This is a genomic window from uncultured Maribacter sp., from assembly GCF_963975365.1.
In the GTDB taxonomy this organism is placed as follows: domain Bacteria; phylum Bacteroidota; class Bacteroidia; order Flavobacteriales; family Flavobacteriaceae; genus Maribacter.
The window spans coordinates 1-16478 of record NZ_CAXBGF010000033.1 but is presented as its reverse complement, the minus strand read 5'-3'; the positions used below and the strand labels follow the sequence as shown (position 1 = coordinate 16478).

The 16478-nt window shown below is 40.4% G+C and carries 13 protein-coding genes; all 13 read right to left on the bottom strand.

What is annotated here, in order from left to right; translation table 11 throughout:
- Positions 1–30: 30 nt before the first annotated feature.
- Positions 31–435: a hypothetical protein gene (locus AACZ49_RS18725; protein WP_339657846.1), complete on the bottom strand. Its 405-nt coding sequence runs from the start codon at positions 433–435 to the stop codon at positions 31–33.
- A gap of 18 nt (positions 436–453) precedes the next feature.
- Complete coding sequence (locus tag AACZ49_RS18720; protein WP_339657844.1) at positions 454–2247, bottom strand: acyl-CoA dehydrogenase; 1794 nt, start codon at positions 2245–2247, stop codon at positions 454–456.
- 746 nt (positions 2248–2993) lie between these two features.
- Entirely contained in the window at positions 2994–5141 is a 2148-nt protein-coding gene (locus tag AACZ49_RS18715) for a PQQ-binding-like beta-propeller repeat protein (protein WP_339657842.1), read from the bottom strand.
- 52 nt (positions 5142–5193) lie between these two features.
- A complete protein-coding gene (locus tag AACZ49_RS18710; RefSeq protein ID WP_339657840.1) occupies positions 5194–7446 on the bottom strand; it encodes a molybdopterin cofactor-binding domain-containing protein in 2253 nt (750 codons plus the stop codon).
- A gap of 15 nt (positions 7447–7461) precedes the next feature.
- Positions 7462–9723, bottom strand: a complete 2262-nt coding sequence (locus AACZ49_RS18705) for a molybdopterin cofactor-binding domain-containing protein (RefSeq protein WP_339657838.1) — start codon at positions 9721–9723, stop codon at positions 7462–7464.
- A 15-nt stretch (positions 9724–9738) separates the two neighbouring features.
- A complete protein-coding gene (locus AACZ49_RS18700) occupies positions 9739–10203 on the bottom strand; it encodes a (2Fe-2S)-binding protein (RefSeq protein ID WP_339657836.1) in 465 nt (154 codons plus the stop codon).
- Between the two features lie 60 nt (positions 10204–10263).
- Positions 10264–12531 carry a molybdopterin cofactor-binding domain-containing protein gene (locus AACZ49_RS18695; RefSeq protein WP_339657834.1) on the bottom strand — a complete coding sequence of 756 codons (2268 nt, stop codon included), beginning with the start codon at positions 12529–12531 and terminating at the stop codon, positions 10264–10266.
- Between the two features lie 5 nt (positions 12532–12536).
- The gene (locus AACZ49_RS18690) at positions 12537–13004 is read right to left on the bottom strand and encodes a (2Fe-2S)-binding protein (protein ID WP_339657832.1); all 468 of its coding nucleotides are present in this window, start codon (positions 13002–13004) and stop codon (positions 12537–12539) included.
- A 97-nt stretch (positions 13005–13101) separates the two neighbouring features.
- On the bottom strand, positions 13102–13701 hold the full coding sequence (locus tag AACZ49_RS18685) for a flavodoxin (protein WP_339657830.1): 600 nt from the start codon (positions 13699–13701) through the stop codon (positions 13102–13104).
- Positions 13701–14084, bottom strand: coding sequence for an AraC family transcriptional regulator (locus AACZ49_RS18680; RefSeq protein ID WP_339657828.1), 384 nt, complete (start codon positions 14082–14084; stop codon positions 13701–13703). The genes AACZ49_RS18685 and AACZ49_RS18680 overlap by 1 nt, the downstream gene beginning before the upstream one ends.
- Before the next feature lie 52 nt (positions 14085–14136).
- Positions 14137–15261 carry an aldo/keto reductase gene (locus AACZ49_RS18675; RefSeq protein WP_339657827.1) on the bottom strand — a complete coding sequence of 375 codons (1125 nt, stop codon included), beginning with the start codon at positions 15259–15261 and terminating at the stop codon, positions 14137–14139.
- 31 nt (positions 15262–15292) lie between these two features.
- Positions 15293–16192, bottom strand: coding sequence for an alpha/beta hydrolase (locus AACZ49_RS18670; protein ID WP_339657825.1), 900 nt, complete (start codon positions 16190–16192; stop codon positions 15293–15295).
- Positions 16193–16208: 16 nt separating this feature from the next.
- A partial coding sequence (locus AACZ49_RS18665) for a carboxylesterase family protein (RefSeq protein ID WP_339657824.1) occupies positions 16209–16478 on the bottom strand: 270 nt, incomplete at its 5' end.

The window sequence follows — 16478 nt, the reverse complement described above, 5'->3', positions numbered from 1 at the left end:
TTTTTTACAAAAATAACAAGTATTTTTAAATTATGAGTGCTTGCGGACAATCAGAAAATCTTTGACCAAGTCTAGTTGTAACATCTTATGTTGCAAAACTTCTGAACTAAAATGGCAATAGAAACCTTCGGCATCTTTACTCACATAAGTTAGTGACGTAATCTGATCTGCCGGTAAAAAGTAAAAATGATTTTCAAGAATTTCATACTGCTTTAACCCTTTGCTCCTAATGGCCTTACCCTTTGTTAGAAAGATAAAAAAGTTGACCGCTCTTCTATGCGGTAGCACCGGTACTTTTAAATGATTTACGTACTGTTCTATTCTGGTTATATGAAAATGGTGATAGGAAGAATAATTGGGTGGTTTCCAGCCTGGAAAGAGAAACTCATCAAACTGGGATGTATGTAAACTCGGTATGTTCGATTCGTTTTTCATGAATAAACGATCTCTTATTTAAATTAAAATCTCTTTGTCGGTATCGAAAATATTCAAAAAAGAAGGATTTAAGAGACTCTTGGCCAAACCTTTTAATTTAGGCATTTCATAACTATAAAAGAATTGCATGGTCTTTAATTTAGATTCATAAAAGAGTGTTTCACCTTCATTGACTTCTAATTGCTGTTGTGCGGCCACCCCTTGTTTTAACCATTGCCAAGCCATATTTAATGTCCCAAAATAATCCATGTATAATGTCGCGTCTGAAAGGTATTCTTCAGGTGACAGTTCGGTACTCAATTTCTGTATAAAAGTCGTAATTGTTTTAAAGTTGGTAAGCTCTTCTTGAAGCAATAGTGCATGCTTTAGTACATTAGGGACGTTGGTTGCACTTGCAATGACTGCTAGAACTTCAGTATACCATATTTCTAAATTTTCTCCATTGTTCGCCAATACTTGCCTGCCCAGTAGACCTAAAGAATGAATGCCCGTGGTGCCCTCATAAATGGGAAGAATACGAATATCCCTTGCCAATTGCTCCAAGGGAAAATCTTTTGTATAGCCGTAGCCACCCAACACTTGTAACGCCTGGTTTACCGAAGCAACCCCATACTCTGCACAATATGTTTTCGCCACAGGGGTCAATAGGTTTAATAATTGTGTGTATTTCTCTTTCTCTTTTATATCTTCCGTTGCTTTTTGAATATCCAAATAGGTATAACATTGCAGTACAAAGCACAGGGCACCTTCAACAAAGGCTTTTTGTTGCAACAACATTCTGCGTACATCAGGATGCTGTAGTATAGGTACGGGTTCTTTTATTGCATTTGCTTTAAGGCTATTGCCCTGTTTTCTTTCGCTGGCATATTGTAATGCCAATACATAGGCTGCAGAAGACATACTGGCGCCCATAAGACCAACACTTAAGCGTGCCCCATCCATCATTACGAACATTTGATGTAGCCCTTTATTTGCCTCGCCTAATAAATAACCCTTACACGTTTCTTTTTCGCCAAAAGATAGGTGCATGGCAGGCGTCGCTTTTTGTCCCATTTTATGATAAATGGCAATGGGCAATACACCATTGCTTTCGCCATTTTCATTTTTTTTGGGTACAATAAAAAGTGAAATTCCTTTTACTCCCTTTGGCGCACCCTCTATTCGTGCTAGGACCAAATGAATAATATTTTCTGAAATATTCTGATCACCGGCGGATATAAAGATTTTTTGTCCTACTATATTAAAACCGCCATCGTCATTGGGTGTCGCTTTAGTCCTAATACCGGCCAAGGAACTGCCGGAATCTGCTTCTGTAAGGCACATGGTGCCTAAATAGTTACCCGAAAAAATATGAGGTAAGTAGGTTTGTTTCTGAGCTTCAGTTCCAAATTTGTCTATTAAATTTGCGATTCCTTTAGCCAAATCCGTATACATTATAAAACTATTGGAAGAGGCGCATAAAACAAATTCTAAAGCCGCTCCTATAGTTTTGGGGAGTTGTATGCCACCATTAACAGAAGAAAACGTTGCTCCGGTTAGTCCTGCTTCACTATATGCTTTTACATAATCACCTATGGATTTGTGTACAGATACATTTCCATTTTCTAAAACCGGAGGATTTTGATCAGATGCTGAAAATACAGGCCACAAAATTCGGTCCGCTATTTCCGATGCAACATCGATAACCATATCAAGAGAATCTTTAGAATGATCTTGGTAATAAGAATATCTTTTCAAGTTCTCTACATTCAAAACCCTGTAAAGAACAAAATCCAAATTAAATCTTGAAAACAATGCTGTTTTTGAGCTCATATGACAAATTTAAAACAGTTAATTTAAGGCACCTAAAGCTATTGTAACTTCCGCTTTACAGGACTGATCTTGGTTATTATTTTTTAAATTACGAATAAAAAAAGGGGGTTTTTAAGCGAAAAAAGCAAAATCAAATGACTTTATTAGAACAAAAGAGAATATTGGCTCTCAAGTATTGAAAATGATTGATTTTGACTAGTTCTATTTTATAAATGATTCTCAATTATCAGTACGTATTGCCAATTTTGCAAGGAATACGATTAAAATGAAAACTTATCACTAGAAGATGATATTCAAGTTCCATTTATGACGTTTGGTGGTTTTATTTTTAAGTTTTCTATCGCATCATTTTCAGTTGAACAGCTTATAAAAACTATCAAATATGGAAGTATTAAATAAAATTGCTTCATACAAAGTAATTTAATGATAGGTTTTTCTTTTGCTTTTAATTCAGTTGTGTTTATATAATTTTCATCAACATTTAGTATTTTTTTCTTGTTGAATTTAGCAATCAATAGGATTCTATAGTGAGGATAAAGTGCTAACAATGGTATTAAATAACAAGTTTCTGTTTCATTTGAAAATTAACTAAGAAATAGACGACACCTTAATCCCTAATAGCAATAAGAACAAGTATACTTTAGAACTTACTAACAAGATAAAGCTATTTTTAAACGCATAATTACGGGAAAAGTTATCCGCAACTTCTTCTCAACCCATGAATATTTTCAGCACTTCTACTTTTATTATGGCAATGCAAATGCCATAATAGACCCTGAAGGGTTTTCTTTTGTGCCACCAACGGAGAGGGCAATATACTGTTTGCCATCTACGGAATACGAACATACATTCGCATTATTGGCTGCGGGTAAATCTGTTTCCCAAACCAATTTACCCGTTTTTTTGTCAAATGCCCATAGTTTTTGATCTGCCGCACCGCTAATGAATACCAAGCCCCCAGCAGTAACCATAGGGCCAGAGCGCGCTAATAAACCTGTATGGGGGGCGCCTTCTTCCTGTAATTTTTCATCATTGCCCAACGGTACTTGCCATTCATATTCACCTGTGGAAAGGTTTAAGGCGCTCAAGGTATTCCAGGGAGCTTTTAGGGCCGGGTTTCCACTAGGGTCGCTCCAAGTTCTGTAAGCTGTTGTATTCATATACCGTACGGGTACTTCCTCACTAGCAGTTTCTTGCGGCACTTCTATAACCGGCTCTTCCTTGTCATATAAAAAAGCAATAATTCCCCGTTCTTCCCGTGGCGTAAGTACCCCTTTAAAGCCGGGCATTTGTCCGCCTCCTTGCCGAATTTTTAATAGTGTTTCATGTTCTTCTACCTTTTCTTTAAGCCTAACCAGAGTAGGAAAAGTTGGCAGCACCCCTTTTAATTCGGGACCATGGCAGATGGCACAGTATTTCTGATAAGCGGTTCGTCCAAACTCGTACCGAGTGCTATTATCGGCCGCAAAAAATTTATTGGCATCTACAATAGTTTGTATTTCGGGTAGGTTGTTACCTCTGATGTACATGTAGGATGAATTTGGGTCAAATGCAGCCCCACCCCAGTTTACACCACCTCTCGTTGCTGGTAATGATAACGTACCTTTTAAATCCGGTGGTGTAAACAAACCTTCGTACCTAACCGTTCTAAAGGTCTTTAAAATAGAATCGTAATCTTGTTGCGTAAAATGATTTAAATCATCTTCGGTCATCGATTGTCTTACAAATGGTTTGGGTTTGGTGGGGAAGGGTTGTGTTTTATACGCCACTTCTCCCGGAAGGTGGGATTCCGGAACTTCACGCTCTTCTATCGGGAAAAGGGATTCGCCTGTATCACGGTTCAATACAAAAATAAATCCATGTTTGGTTGCCTGTGCCACGGCATCGATTTGTTTGCCGTCTTTTTCAAGGGTAACCAAATTTGGAGGGCAAGGAAGATCATAATCCCAAATATCATGGTGAACGGTCTGAAAATGCCATTTATAATGACCGGTAGCGGCATCCAATGCCAATACGCTATTACCGTACAAATTTGCGCCAACCCTATCTGCCCCGTAATAATCAAACGTAGGTGAACCCAAAGCTAAAAATACCATTCCGCGTTGGTTATCAATACTCATCCCTGCCCAGCAATTTGCGCCACCGGCATATTTATACGCATCCGGGGGCCAAGTTTCATATCCAGGTTCCCCAGGATGTGGAATGGTATGGAAGGTCCAAGCCAATTCGCCCGTTTTTACATTATAGGCACGAATATATCCTGGTGGCGCCCCATAGAAATCAGGTAATCTAGACCCAACGATAATCAAGTCTTTATAGATACTTCCGGGCGTAGTTAAAGAGACTGAAATTTTGTTGGGGTCATCGCGTACACCAACGTTTAAATTCACTTTTCCATTTACCCCAAATGTGGTAATCAGTTGTCCTGTGGTGGCATCAATGGCCAATAAGAAATTACCTGCAGAATATAAAATACGCTTGTCATCGCCACTTTCCCAGTACGTAACTCCTCTACTAGTAGCACTAGGTTCACCTTCTCCCAATGGATTGAACGACCATATTTTTTTACCCGTTTTGGCATTTATTGCATATATAGTTTGTTTAGCGGAATTGGCGTATAACACGCCATCCACGATAATTGGGTTACTTTGGCTAGTAACAGGGTCGGATCCTTCGGGTAAATCAGTAGTTTGAAAAGTCCATACATTTTGCAATTCGCCTACATTCGAGGTATTTATTTGATCCAAGGGAGTGTAACTGGAGCTTGCCGGATCACCTTGGTAGGTCATCCAGGTTCGGGCTTCATCAACAATGTTACCTGAATCGGAACAACCAACCAATCCTAATAAACCTATTAAAAAGAATAAGCGATTCTTAAAATAATATCTTTTCATAGTCCTGAAAGTAATAAAGAAAGTGTGGTTTTCTTTGAGGCTATAAATTTTGTTAGCTGTTATTTATAGGATTTTTAAAATAAGGCTGATGATATTGTCGTTTCCCCGTTGCTTTATACAGGGCATTTGCGACTGCAGCAAATGTGGGAGGAAAAGAGGGTTCTCCTAATCCTGTGGGATCAATTACATTTTCTACAAAATGAATTTCGATTTCCTTGGGAGCTTCGCTCATTCGTATCATGCGATAGCTATCGAAATTACTTTTTTGTGGTACACCATCCTTAAAGGTCTGTTCGCCATATAGTGCATTTCCCATGCCGTCTACAATGCCCCCTTCGCATAAGTTTATGGCGGCATCCGGATTGATTATAATACCACAATCAATGGCACAGGTCACTTTCTCAACCACAGGTTTGTCGTTTTCCCATTTCATATCCAACACTTGGGCTGCATATGAATTATGGCAAAAGTAAGCGGAGACACCTCTAGAAATTCCGTCGGAATTAGTTCCCCAGTTCGATTTTTCTTTTACCATTTTAAGAACACCGGCATACCGTTCGGCATCATAATCGTTTCGTTCGCCAACCGGATTATTTTTTGCTTTTTCCAGCAACTCCAACCTAAAATCGATAGGATCCTTTCCTGCAGCCTCGGCCAATTCATCTAAAAAAGACTGTTCTGCACTGGCCATAAAATTAGAGCGTGGTGCCCTAAACGAACCAATGGAAATGTTGGAATTTATTTCCCAACTTTCGGCCAAATAATTTGGGATGGCACCCGCAGGAAATCTATCCGCATACAAAGGGCTTTCTGGAATACCACCTGCATTAACATGAAAAGCGGTTACATTATTTTCTGCATCGAGCGCAGCTTTATAGGTTACTTGATAAGCAGCGCGATAAATACCACCGGTCATATCATCTTCACGGGAATAGACCAATTTTACCGGAGCTTTCACTTTTTGGGAAATAAGTGCCGCCTCAATTAACCAATGTGCATAGGACCTACGGCCATAGCCGCCGCCTAAACGGGTCATTTGAATGTCTATGTTCTCAATGGGCATGCCCAATCGTTCGGAAATGGCATGTTCTGTAAGTTCTGGTTTTTGTAAGGGTCCTTTCAATTCTGCCTTGTTAGCGGTAACATTGGCGAAAAAGTTCATAGGTTCCATACAGTTGTGTACCAAAAATGGAGCTGTATAAGTTCGTTCCACAACTTTCGAAGCATTCTTAAATGCCTTTTCCGGATTACCGTCTTTACGTACCTCTTTTGCTTTTTTTGAAAGCATAGCAGCCATTAAAGCTTTATGGTCTTCCGAGTTTTCTAACCCGGCCGGTATGGTCAATACTTCCTTGGGCCCACTATAAGGCTTCCTATCTTCCTTATAGGTTTCAAAAGGTTCCCATGCAATTTTTATTTCTTTTTTGGCGTTCATTACTTGCCACGTGGTTTCACCAACAATGGCAACTACTTCTAAAAAAGTACAGGTATCAAAATGTTGCCTTTCATAATCGTCTTCTAGCACCTTCACCGGAAAAACATCGCGAATACCGGGCATCGATTTAATGGCAGCGGCATCTACCGATTTAAATTTTAGACCAAATGCCGGTGGGTGTACGATCATTGCGGTTAGCATACCATCTATATAGGTATCGATACTGAATAAAGGTTTGCCGCTAACTATATTTCGGCCGTCTACATTCTTTTTGGACGTGCCTATTATTTTGAAATCACTAATTTCTTTCAGCACTACTTCTTCGGGAACGGCTATGGTTGCGGCAGCTGAAGCAATTTCTCCATAACCTATGGATTTATCGCTTGCAGTATGTTTTATTGTCCCAGCTGCTGTAGTTAATTCTGAAATAGGAACTTGCCATTTCTCGGCGGCGGCGGCCATAAGCATGTATCTTGCAGATGCCCCGGCCATGCGTAAGCCTTCCCAACCTCTGCGTATGGCCTGACTTCCCCCTAAAAACTGAAAGCTAAAGGAATCGGTATCCAATGGTGCCTGTTCAACAATAACATCTTCCCAAGCCACATCCAGTTCTTCTGCCACGATCATGGGCATGGAGGTTTTTACATTCTGACCCCCTTCAGGGTTGGGGGACATAATGGTTATTTGACCATTGTCCGCAATTTTTAGATAACCGTTAATTTTAAACCATTCCTTGGGCAGATTGTTGACCTCATCGGGTGTCATTTTACAAGAAGCCAGCCAACTAAAACCAAGCACCATTCCGCCGCCGGCCATTGCTGTATTCTTTAAAAATGAACGTCTTCCTATTTTGGTTTTTACAATCGACATAATCGTTATAAATGATTACCCTACTATATCAGGTTTATCTGTATTAAAAGGCTGATGGTAATGTCTTTTACTTGTTGCTTTGTATAATGCATTGGCCAATGCTCCTAAAACAGGCGGGAATGGCGGCTCGCCTAAACCGGTTGGGTCTATCTCGTTTTCCACAAAATGAACTTCAATGTTTTTTGGTGCTTCGCTATGACGAATCATTTTATAAGTATCAAAATTATTCTGCTCGGTTTTGCCATCTATAAAAGTAAGGCCGCCATACATGGCATTACCTACGCCATCTACAATGGCACCTTCGGCCATGTTAATAGCTGCATCAGGATTTACCACAACACCGCAATCAATAGCACAAACTACATTTTCTACTATTGGTTTATCACCGTCCATCACAAGATCCAATACATGTGCAGCATAACTGTTATGACAGAAATAAGCGGAAACCCCTCTATGTTTGCCTTCGGGAGTATTATTCCAATCCGATTTCTCTCTTGCCAATTTCAATACCCCGGCGTAACGATCAGCTTCGTATTCATTATTCTCTCCTACAGGATTTTCCTTTGCTCTTTGAAGTAATTCTAACCGGAAATCTATCGGATCTTTTCCAGCGGCTTCCGCTACTTCGTCTAAAAAGGAGTTTTCTACTCCGGCCATGAAATTAGAACGTGGCGCCCTAAAAGCACCGACCGTTATATTTGAGTTGATTTCCCATGATTCCGCTAAATAATTATCTACCGCACCGGCAGGGAACCTGTTTGCAAAAAGCGGTGTTTCTGGTATTCCACCGGCTTTTACATGAAAGGCAACTAGAATGTTATTTTCATCCAAGGCCGCTTTATACGTTGCATGGTATGAAGGTCGGTATATTCCAAAAGTCATATCATCTTCTCGTTTATAGACTAATTTTACCGGAGCCTTTACCTGTTTGGATATCAATGCAGCTTCTACGGCATAGTGCGCATAGGCCCTACGACCAAATCCTCCTCCCATCCGGGTCATTTCAATTTCTATTTTTTCCGCTGGCAATCCTAATCTGGCCGCCAACGTACCTTCAATAAAACCAGGTGCCTGTAGTGGTCCTGCCAATTTTGCCGAGTCTTCGGTTACATTGGCAAAAAAGTTCATAGGTTCCATACAATTATGTGCCAAAAAGGGACAACTATACGAACGTTCAATAACCTTTGCCGCATTTTTAAAAAAAGCTTCTGGATTACCATCCTTACGTACTTGTTTACCAGGTTTAGCGGATAATTCTTCCATTCTTGCATAATGAACCGTAGTACTTTCAAGTCCGCTAGGAATTTGTACTTCTCTTTTATTACCAAACATGTTCATCGTAAACGTACTATCCGAAATTGGCTCCCATTCTACTTGTAAAGCCTTTTTGGCGTTCATTACTTCCCAAGTGGTTTTACCTACGATAACCACCAAATTTGGAAAAGTGTTGGTATCAAAATAGGCTTGTTCGTAACCCTCATTATAGGTAGTTATATCAAATACATCAACAATTCCGGGCATACTTTTTATGGAAGATGCGTCAAAAGATTTTAATTTCATGCCAAATGCAGGAGGATGAGTAGCCATGGCAATCAAAGCTCCTTCAAATTGATAATCTACACCAAAAAGAGGTTTTCCCGTAACAATCTTATTACCGTCGACATTCTTCTTGGATTGACTTATAATCTTAAAGTCCTTTACTTCTTTTAAAAGTACTTCTTCTGGAACAGGAATTTGTGCGGCCACAGCTGCCATTTCCCCATATCCGGCCGACTTGCCCGAAGCCTCATGGCTTAAAACTCCTTCCGAAGTGGTAATTTCACTTACAGGAACTTGCCAAGCTTTTGCAGCCGCTTCCTTAAGCATTTGTTTTGCTGTGGCACCTGCCATGCGCAATCCATTCCATCTGGAACGGATACCCTGGCTACCTCCAGTAAATTGTCTTCCGTACAATTCTGCATTAAAAGGTGCTTGTTCAACTAGTACATCTTTCCATGCAATATCCAATTCCTCAGCCAAAATCATGGGCATTGACGTCATTACCCCTTGACCAAATTCCGGGTTTGGGCATTGGATGGTCACCAATCCATTGTCACCAATTTTTAGATAGGCATTGATATCAAACCATTCCTTTGGCATTTCAATGGCTGCTATTTCCTTTGCCTTATTAGGTTTACATGAATTGAACCAACTAAAACCAAGTACCAGACCACCTCCGGCAAGACTAGTATTTCTTATAAAAGCGCGACGACCAATCTGTGTCTTTATCTTTGACATTTTTGTTTATTTTTATTAAACATTTTCTGTTCTAGCAGCTGTTTTTATTGCTTTTTTAATACGAGTGTAGGTGCCACATCTACAGATGTTTCCGTTCATGGCGCTTTCAATTTCCGAATCCGAAGGATTTGGGTTTCTTTTCAACAAGGCGGAAGCTGACATGATCTGTCCTGCCTGGCAATACCCACATTGAGGTACGTCTATTTCCAACCAAGCCTTTTGCACTGGATGGTTACCATTCTCCGAAAGTCCTTCAATCGTGGTTATTTGTTGTTCACCTACCGCTGAAACAGGTAACTGACAAGAACGTACTGCATTATCTCCTAAGTGTACGGTACATGCACCGCATTGGGCTATACCACAACCGTATTTGGTACCCACCAAGTTTACATGATCACGTAACACCCATAAAATTGGGGTGTTTGGATCAACATCTACTTTGTGTTCCGCTCCGTTTATGTTTATGTTGAATGTTGCCATTATATAATTTAATTTAAAGTTTTAATAAATATCATTTTTTGTTATCAGGTGGATTATACCTTAACCTACCACTTGTTTTTCCGTAATAAATGGCTGATGGTAATGTCTTTGTCCTGTAGCTTTATATAAAGCATTTGCCAAAGCTCCCATTATAGGAGGAAAAGGCGGTTCTCCCATTCCTGTAGGATCAATATCGCTTTGCACGAAATGTGTTTCTATAGATTTTGGAGCCTCCTTATGTCTAATTAATCGGTAACTATCATAATTACTTTGTTGGGGCATTCCATCTTTAAAAGTTAGCCCACTGTACATTGCATGCCCAATTCCGTCTATCGCTCCTCCTTCGGATAAATTGGAGGCAGCATCAGGATTCACTACTATACCACAATCGATTGCAGCCGTAACTTTTTGAACAATAGGTTTATTGTTTTCCATAACAATATCCAAAACCTGGGCTACATAACTTTGATGACAGAAATAGGCTGAAACGCCTCTATGTACACCAGTTTCTGTTTGTTTCCAATTCGATTTTTCACGCACCAATTCTAAAACCCCAGCATAACGGGCTGCATCATAATCGTTGGATTCTTTTTCTCCTACTGGATTTTCCTGAGCACGTTTCAATAGTTCCAATCTAAAATCGATAGGGTCTTTGCCCATTTCCTCGGCCACCTCATCTAAAAAGGATTGTTCTGCACCTGCTATAAAATTAGATCTCGGCGCACGAAATGCTCCGGTTGTAATATTCGATTCAACAGTAAAATCCTCTGCCAAATAATTATCAATAGCACCTGCAGGAAAACGATTTGCAAAAAGTGGGCTCTCTGGTATACCACCAGCTTTTACATGAAAGGCAGTTAGATTATTATCTACATCAAAGGCAGCCCTATACGTCGCATAATATGCAGGGCGATAAATACCTTGGGTCATATCATCTTCACGACTATATACCAATTTTACGGGAGCCTTCATGCGTTTCGAAATAGCGGCTACCTCTACCATAAAATGACCATATAACCTTCGCCCAAACCCACCTCCTTGGCGTGTCATTTGAATATCTATTTTTTCCAATGGAAGTCCCAAAACTTCTGAAACCGCAGTCTCCATCCATTCTGGCGTTTGGGTAGGACCGAGTAACTCTGCATGATTCTCTGTAACATTGGCAAAGAAATTCATGGGTTCCATGGTATTGTGTGCCAAGAAAGGACAACTATAGCTTCTCTCAATTATTTTAGCTGCATTTTTAAAAGCAGCTTCAGGATTACCATCTTTACGCGCTACTTTGGCATTGCGACTGATCAGTTCCTTTAATTTAGCGGTGTGGGTTTCAGAATCTTCCATTCCGGCCGGGTACGTAACTTTCATTTCGTTACCGAACATGGTCATGGTCTCCGTAATATCCTTATTATTTTCCCACTTGATATTCAAAGCTTTTTTAGCTTGAAATACTTGCCAAGTACTGTCTCCTACAACTACGACCAATTCATTATAGGCAGTAAAGTGGAAAGCATTTTTTTTGTATTCGTCATCATATAGTTTTATGGAAAAAACATCACGTATACCAGGCATTTGTTTAGCAGTTTCCCCATCAAAGGACTTTAGTTTCATGCCAAAGGCTGGTGGATGTACTAACGATGCAATCAACATTCCTTCGCGTTGAACGTCCAATCCAAATAAAGGTTTACCTGTAACTATTTTTTTACCATCTACATTCTTTCGGGAGGTCCCTATAATGGAGAAATCAGATATTTCCTTCAATTTTACTTCTTCGGGCACTTCTATTTCAGATGCTGCTGATGCCATTTCGCCGTAGCCAGCAGAATTTCCACTTGCTTCATGAGCTAGAACCCCAGCTACTGCGGTAATTTCTTCAACAGGTACTTGCCAAGCCTTAGCAGCTGCCTCTTTTAGCATTTGGCGAGCGGTAGCACCCGCCATACGAAGGTTTTCCCAAGAACTACTGATCGACCTACTACCACCTGCAACCTGCCAACTATAAAGGCCGGTATTGAGCGGAGCTTGTTCAACTACTACATTCTTCCAATCAACCTCCAATTCATCTGCCACGATCATGGGCATGGATGTCTTAACGTTCTGGCCAATTTCGGGATTGGGCGACATTATGGTAACCACCCCGTTATCCCCAATTTTTAAATATCCATTGATTTCATACCATTCTTTCGGCATTTCTATTTCTATAGCCAGTGCCTCGGCTACTTTTGGTTTACATGAATTTAACCAACTAAACCCAAGCACAAGTCCTCCACCTGCAAAACTGGTATTCTTAATAAAAGCGCGTCTTCCTAATTTTGTTTTTATATGAGTCATGACTATTACTTGTTTTGGTTAACATTGGCTGCCATTTTAACGGCTTTCTTAATTCGTGTATAGGTACCACATCGACAAATATTTCCGTTCATGGCACTTTCAATTTCCGAGTCCGATGGACTCGGGTTTCTTTTTAATAATGCGGAAGCTGACATAATCTGCCCTGCCTGACAATATCCGCATTGAGGCACATCTATTTCTAACCAGGCCTCTTGCACCGGATGATCACCATTTTCAGAAAGACCCTCGATGGTTGTTATTTGTTGTTCGCCTACAGCCGAAACCGGTAACTGACAAGAGCGTACTGCATTGTCTTCTAAATGTACTGTGCAGGCTCCACATTGGGCAATACCGCAACCGTATTTTGTACCCACCAAGTTTATGTGGTCACGCAGTACCCATAGCATTGGTGTATTTGGATCAACGTCCACTTCGTGTTGTGTTCCATTGATATTTAAGTTGAATATTGCCATTTTCGAAAGATTTACTTAAAAATATAGTTATTATTTTAGATCTAGACTACAAAATTCAAACAGTTTATAACTTACTTTGCCAAAATCCTGCCTATTTTTAGTTTTTGAGAGTCAAGGGCTTAAGATTTTCAAGCCATTCCATAAGTAATTCCTTAACTTCTACTTTTCGGTTCCCTTTTATCGCCAAATAAATTCCATCTCGCTCTTTACCTCCCGTTACAGAAAATCCTTCTAAAATGTTGCAATTATCGCAAAGATATTTTACTTTTTGAAAGCTACTGCCAATTCCATAACCAGCGTTAGTATTGAAAGGAATTATCGTTTTGTTTTTAAAATCATACTGGGTTAAAAAACTTTTTATGGGAGGTGGCAATTGCATTCCCCATGTAGGGAATCCTACAAAAACTGTATCATATTTGACCATATCCACTTGTGTTTTCAGGGGCGGAAGAAAGCCGGTACGATTTTCTTCCGCCACTTGTGCCACAATGGACTTATAGTTTTCGGGATAGGGATTTTTTAATTCCAATGCCACTAGATCACCTCCCACTTTTTCATGTATCATTTCGGCCACAACTTTAGTGTTATTCGTTCTTGATAAATAGACGATTAATATGTTGCTCGATTCATCCACGGACCCTTGGGCACTACATAATCGCGATACCAAGAAAATAATAAATATCAAACGGGTTACCATTATTTTTTGATCTTTAATGTCCTGTAATTTGTTGGCGTATAACCTCCATGTTTTTTGAAAAAAGCACTGAAATGATTTGCTTCCCTAAAACCAAAGACCATAGCTATGGCAGTAATTGGCCAGTCGGTACTTTTGAGCAGTCCTTTTGATTCCTTAATAAAACATTCGTTAATATTTTGGGTAGTCGTTTTACCCGTATATAGTTTGATGGCCCGATTCAAGTGATTTACATGAATATTTAATATATCCGCAAAATCTGAAGCTTTTCGCAACTTTATGATTTGTGTTGCTTGGGTAATAGGGAATTGCCCTCTCAATTGCATCAAAAAATTTTGGGCTATGTGAATATAGGTTTTTTGATTTTTTGAAAGGGAAGAATCCATATTTATAGTATTGGCAAAATCGATAAAAACAGTGTTTTAATAAACTTATCAATTATTGGTCTACCAGGGCTGTTTCTGGTCCACGGACGCCTACAAGTTTTATCTGCTCCAGAGCACTCCTGAATTCTTTTAATTCCGCATCTGAAAAAGTAATGTTAAGTGCTCCTTGGTTCTGTTTTACATGATGCAATTTCGTAGTTCCGGGAATTGGCACAATAAAGGGTTTTTGTGCCATTACCCAAGCCAAAGCTATTTGGGCCGGAGTGGCATCCTTTTTTCGTCCCCATTCTCGCACCAGCGTGAGCATCTCCATGTGTGCCACAATAGCTTCCGGTGTAAAATAAGGGACTTGGGATAAGCGGGAGTCACTTGAAAAACGGCTATGCTCGTTGAACTTATCGCCTAAAAATCCTCGACAAACCGGTCCCCATGGTACAAAACCGATTCCTAATTCGCCACAAGTATCTATTACTTCATTTTCAAGGGCACGCTGAATAATGGAGTATTCGCTCTGAAGGGCAGCAACGGGCTGCTCTGCATGGGCCTTTCGTATGGTCGTTGGTGATACTTCGGAAAGTCCAAAATGGAGCGCCTTGCCTTCCTTGATCAAATCCTTGACCGTTCCGGCAACGTCCTCAATCGGTACGTTTGGGTCCAAACGATGTAGGTACAACAAATCGATACGATCGGTACGAAGGCGTTTTAACATACCTTCAACTGCGTTTCTTATATTTTCCGGCCTGCTATTTCTTCCCCCACGACTTCCGGTCGAAAGCTCAAACCCGAATTTGCTGGCAATGACCACTTTGTCCCTAATGGGTTGCAGTGCCTCACCCACTAATTCCTCGTCAGTAAATGGTCCGTATACTTCGGCGGTATCGAAAAAGGTAACGCCCAAATCAAAAGCACCACGGATTACGGGAATCATATCCTTGGTATCTCTTGGTGGATTGTAGCTGCCACTTTTCATGCTCATACAACCCAATCCAATTGGCGAGACTTCCAATGCGCCCAGCATTCGCTTCTCAGGGCTGGAAGCTGTTTTTAAACCCTCAATTTTATCAGGTGCATTTTTCCCATTGGCAAAAGCCATTGGGCTTGCCACTATACCCGCTCCCAGAAGGGCGGATTTCGATATAAAATTTCTTCTATCTAAATTGTTTTCCTTCGCTTTCATACACATTTACTTTACTAATTAGTACTCATTTCTATAGATGTCTTTGCAAAAAAGCAATAACCTTTGTCCGTATAGGTCCCACATCGAACATCTCTCCAAAATGTGGGGCATCCTTAACCACGATCAATTCGTTTTCAACACCATTAACCGTCAACCATGAACTCAAAAGTTGGGATTGCCTAGGCGAAACCAAATCATCCTTTTCCCCATGAACAATCAGAAAAGGAGGATCCTTTTCATCCACATAGGTTACCGGACTAGCCATCTTGGCCAAGTCAGGTCTATCAAGGGGAGGAGCACCAATCAATAAAGCTTCAGGCGATTTGGCATCATTGGCCCCTGGGAATAAAATAAGTTCGGCGGGGCCGTAGAAATCCACCACGGCCTTAAAATCAAACGCTTTAGTGGTTTCTGGAACAAAGAAATCGGGAATATCGTTATTTTTTGAAAGTCCCATCAAGGAGGCCAAATGCCCGCCTGCTGAAAATCCCATTACGGCGATTCGGTCTTTATCGAAACCATACGTATCGGCATTATCGACCAAGAAGGAAACCGCACGGTTACAATCCTGTATTTGGGCAGGAAAAACACCTTGGGTCGCAAAACGGTAATCGATGGAGGCCAAGGCAAAACCTTTGGAAATGATTTCAGCAACGGTTTTTTTCATATAACCGATATCGGCGTATTTGTCATTGACCAACCAACCGCCGCCATGCACAAAAACGACCAAGGGTATTTTACCGGATACTTTTGGAGGTAAATAGATATCCAACAAATGCTTTTGCAGTGTGTCGTTGGCATAATTGATATTGCCATGCAAAACGGTGCCTTCAGGAAATACCTCAATAACCCGATTGGTTTGTGAAAAACCTTGACCTAGAAATGTTAAAAACAAAACGGTTGTTGAAAGTATGTTGTTGATTTTATTCATGGAATGCACAACTGATTTATATACCACGTGATTGTAGTTCGTTTCTGAGTTTAACCCCCTTTTCAATGACATCCAATCTCGCTTTTCTTGGATCTGGCTTTCCAACGGCTTCACCATCTAACTGTATATCCATAATTTCACCTTCATTTTTAGTATAGACAGGCCAGTTTGGTAATCCATCTCCATTCGGATTTCCGGTCTTGGCGAAATTTACCCAGTATCCGTTCATAAGTTCCGCCACCTTCTTGTCCTCTGGAGTGGTCTCGGGATTGCCCCAACGTGCATC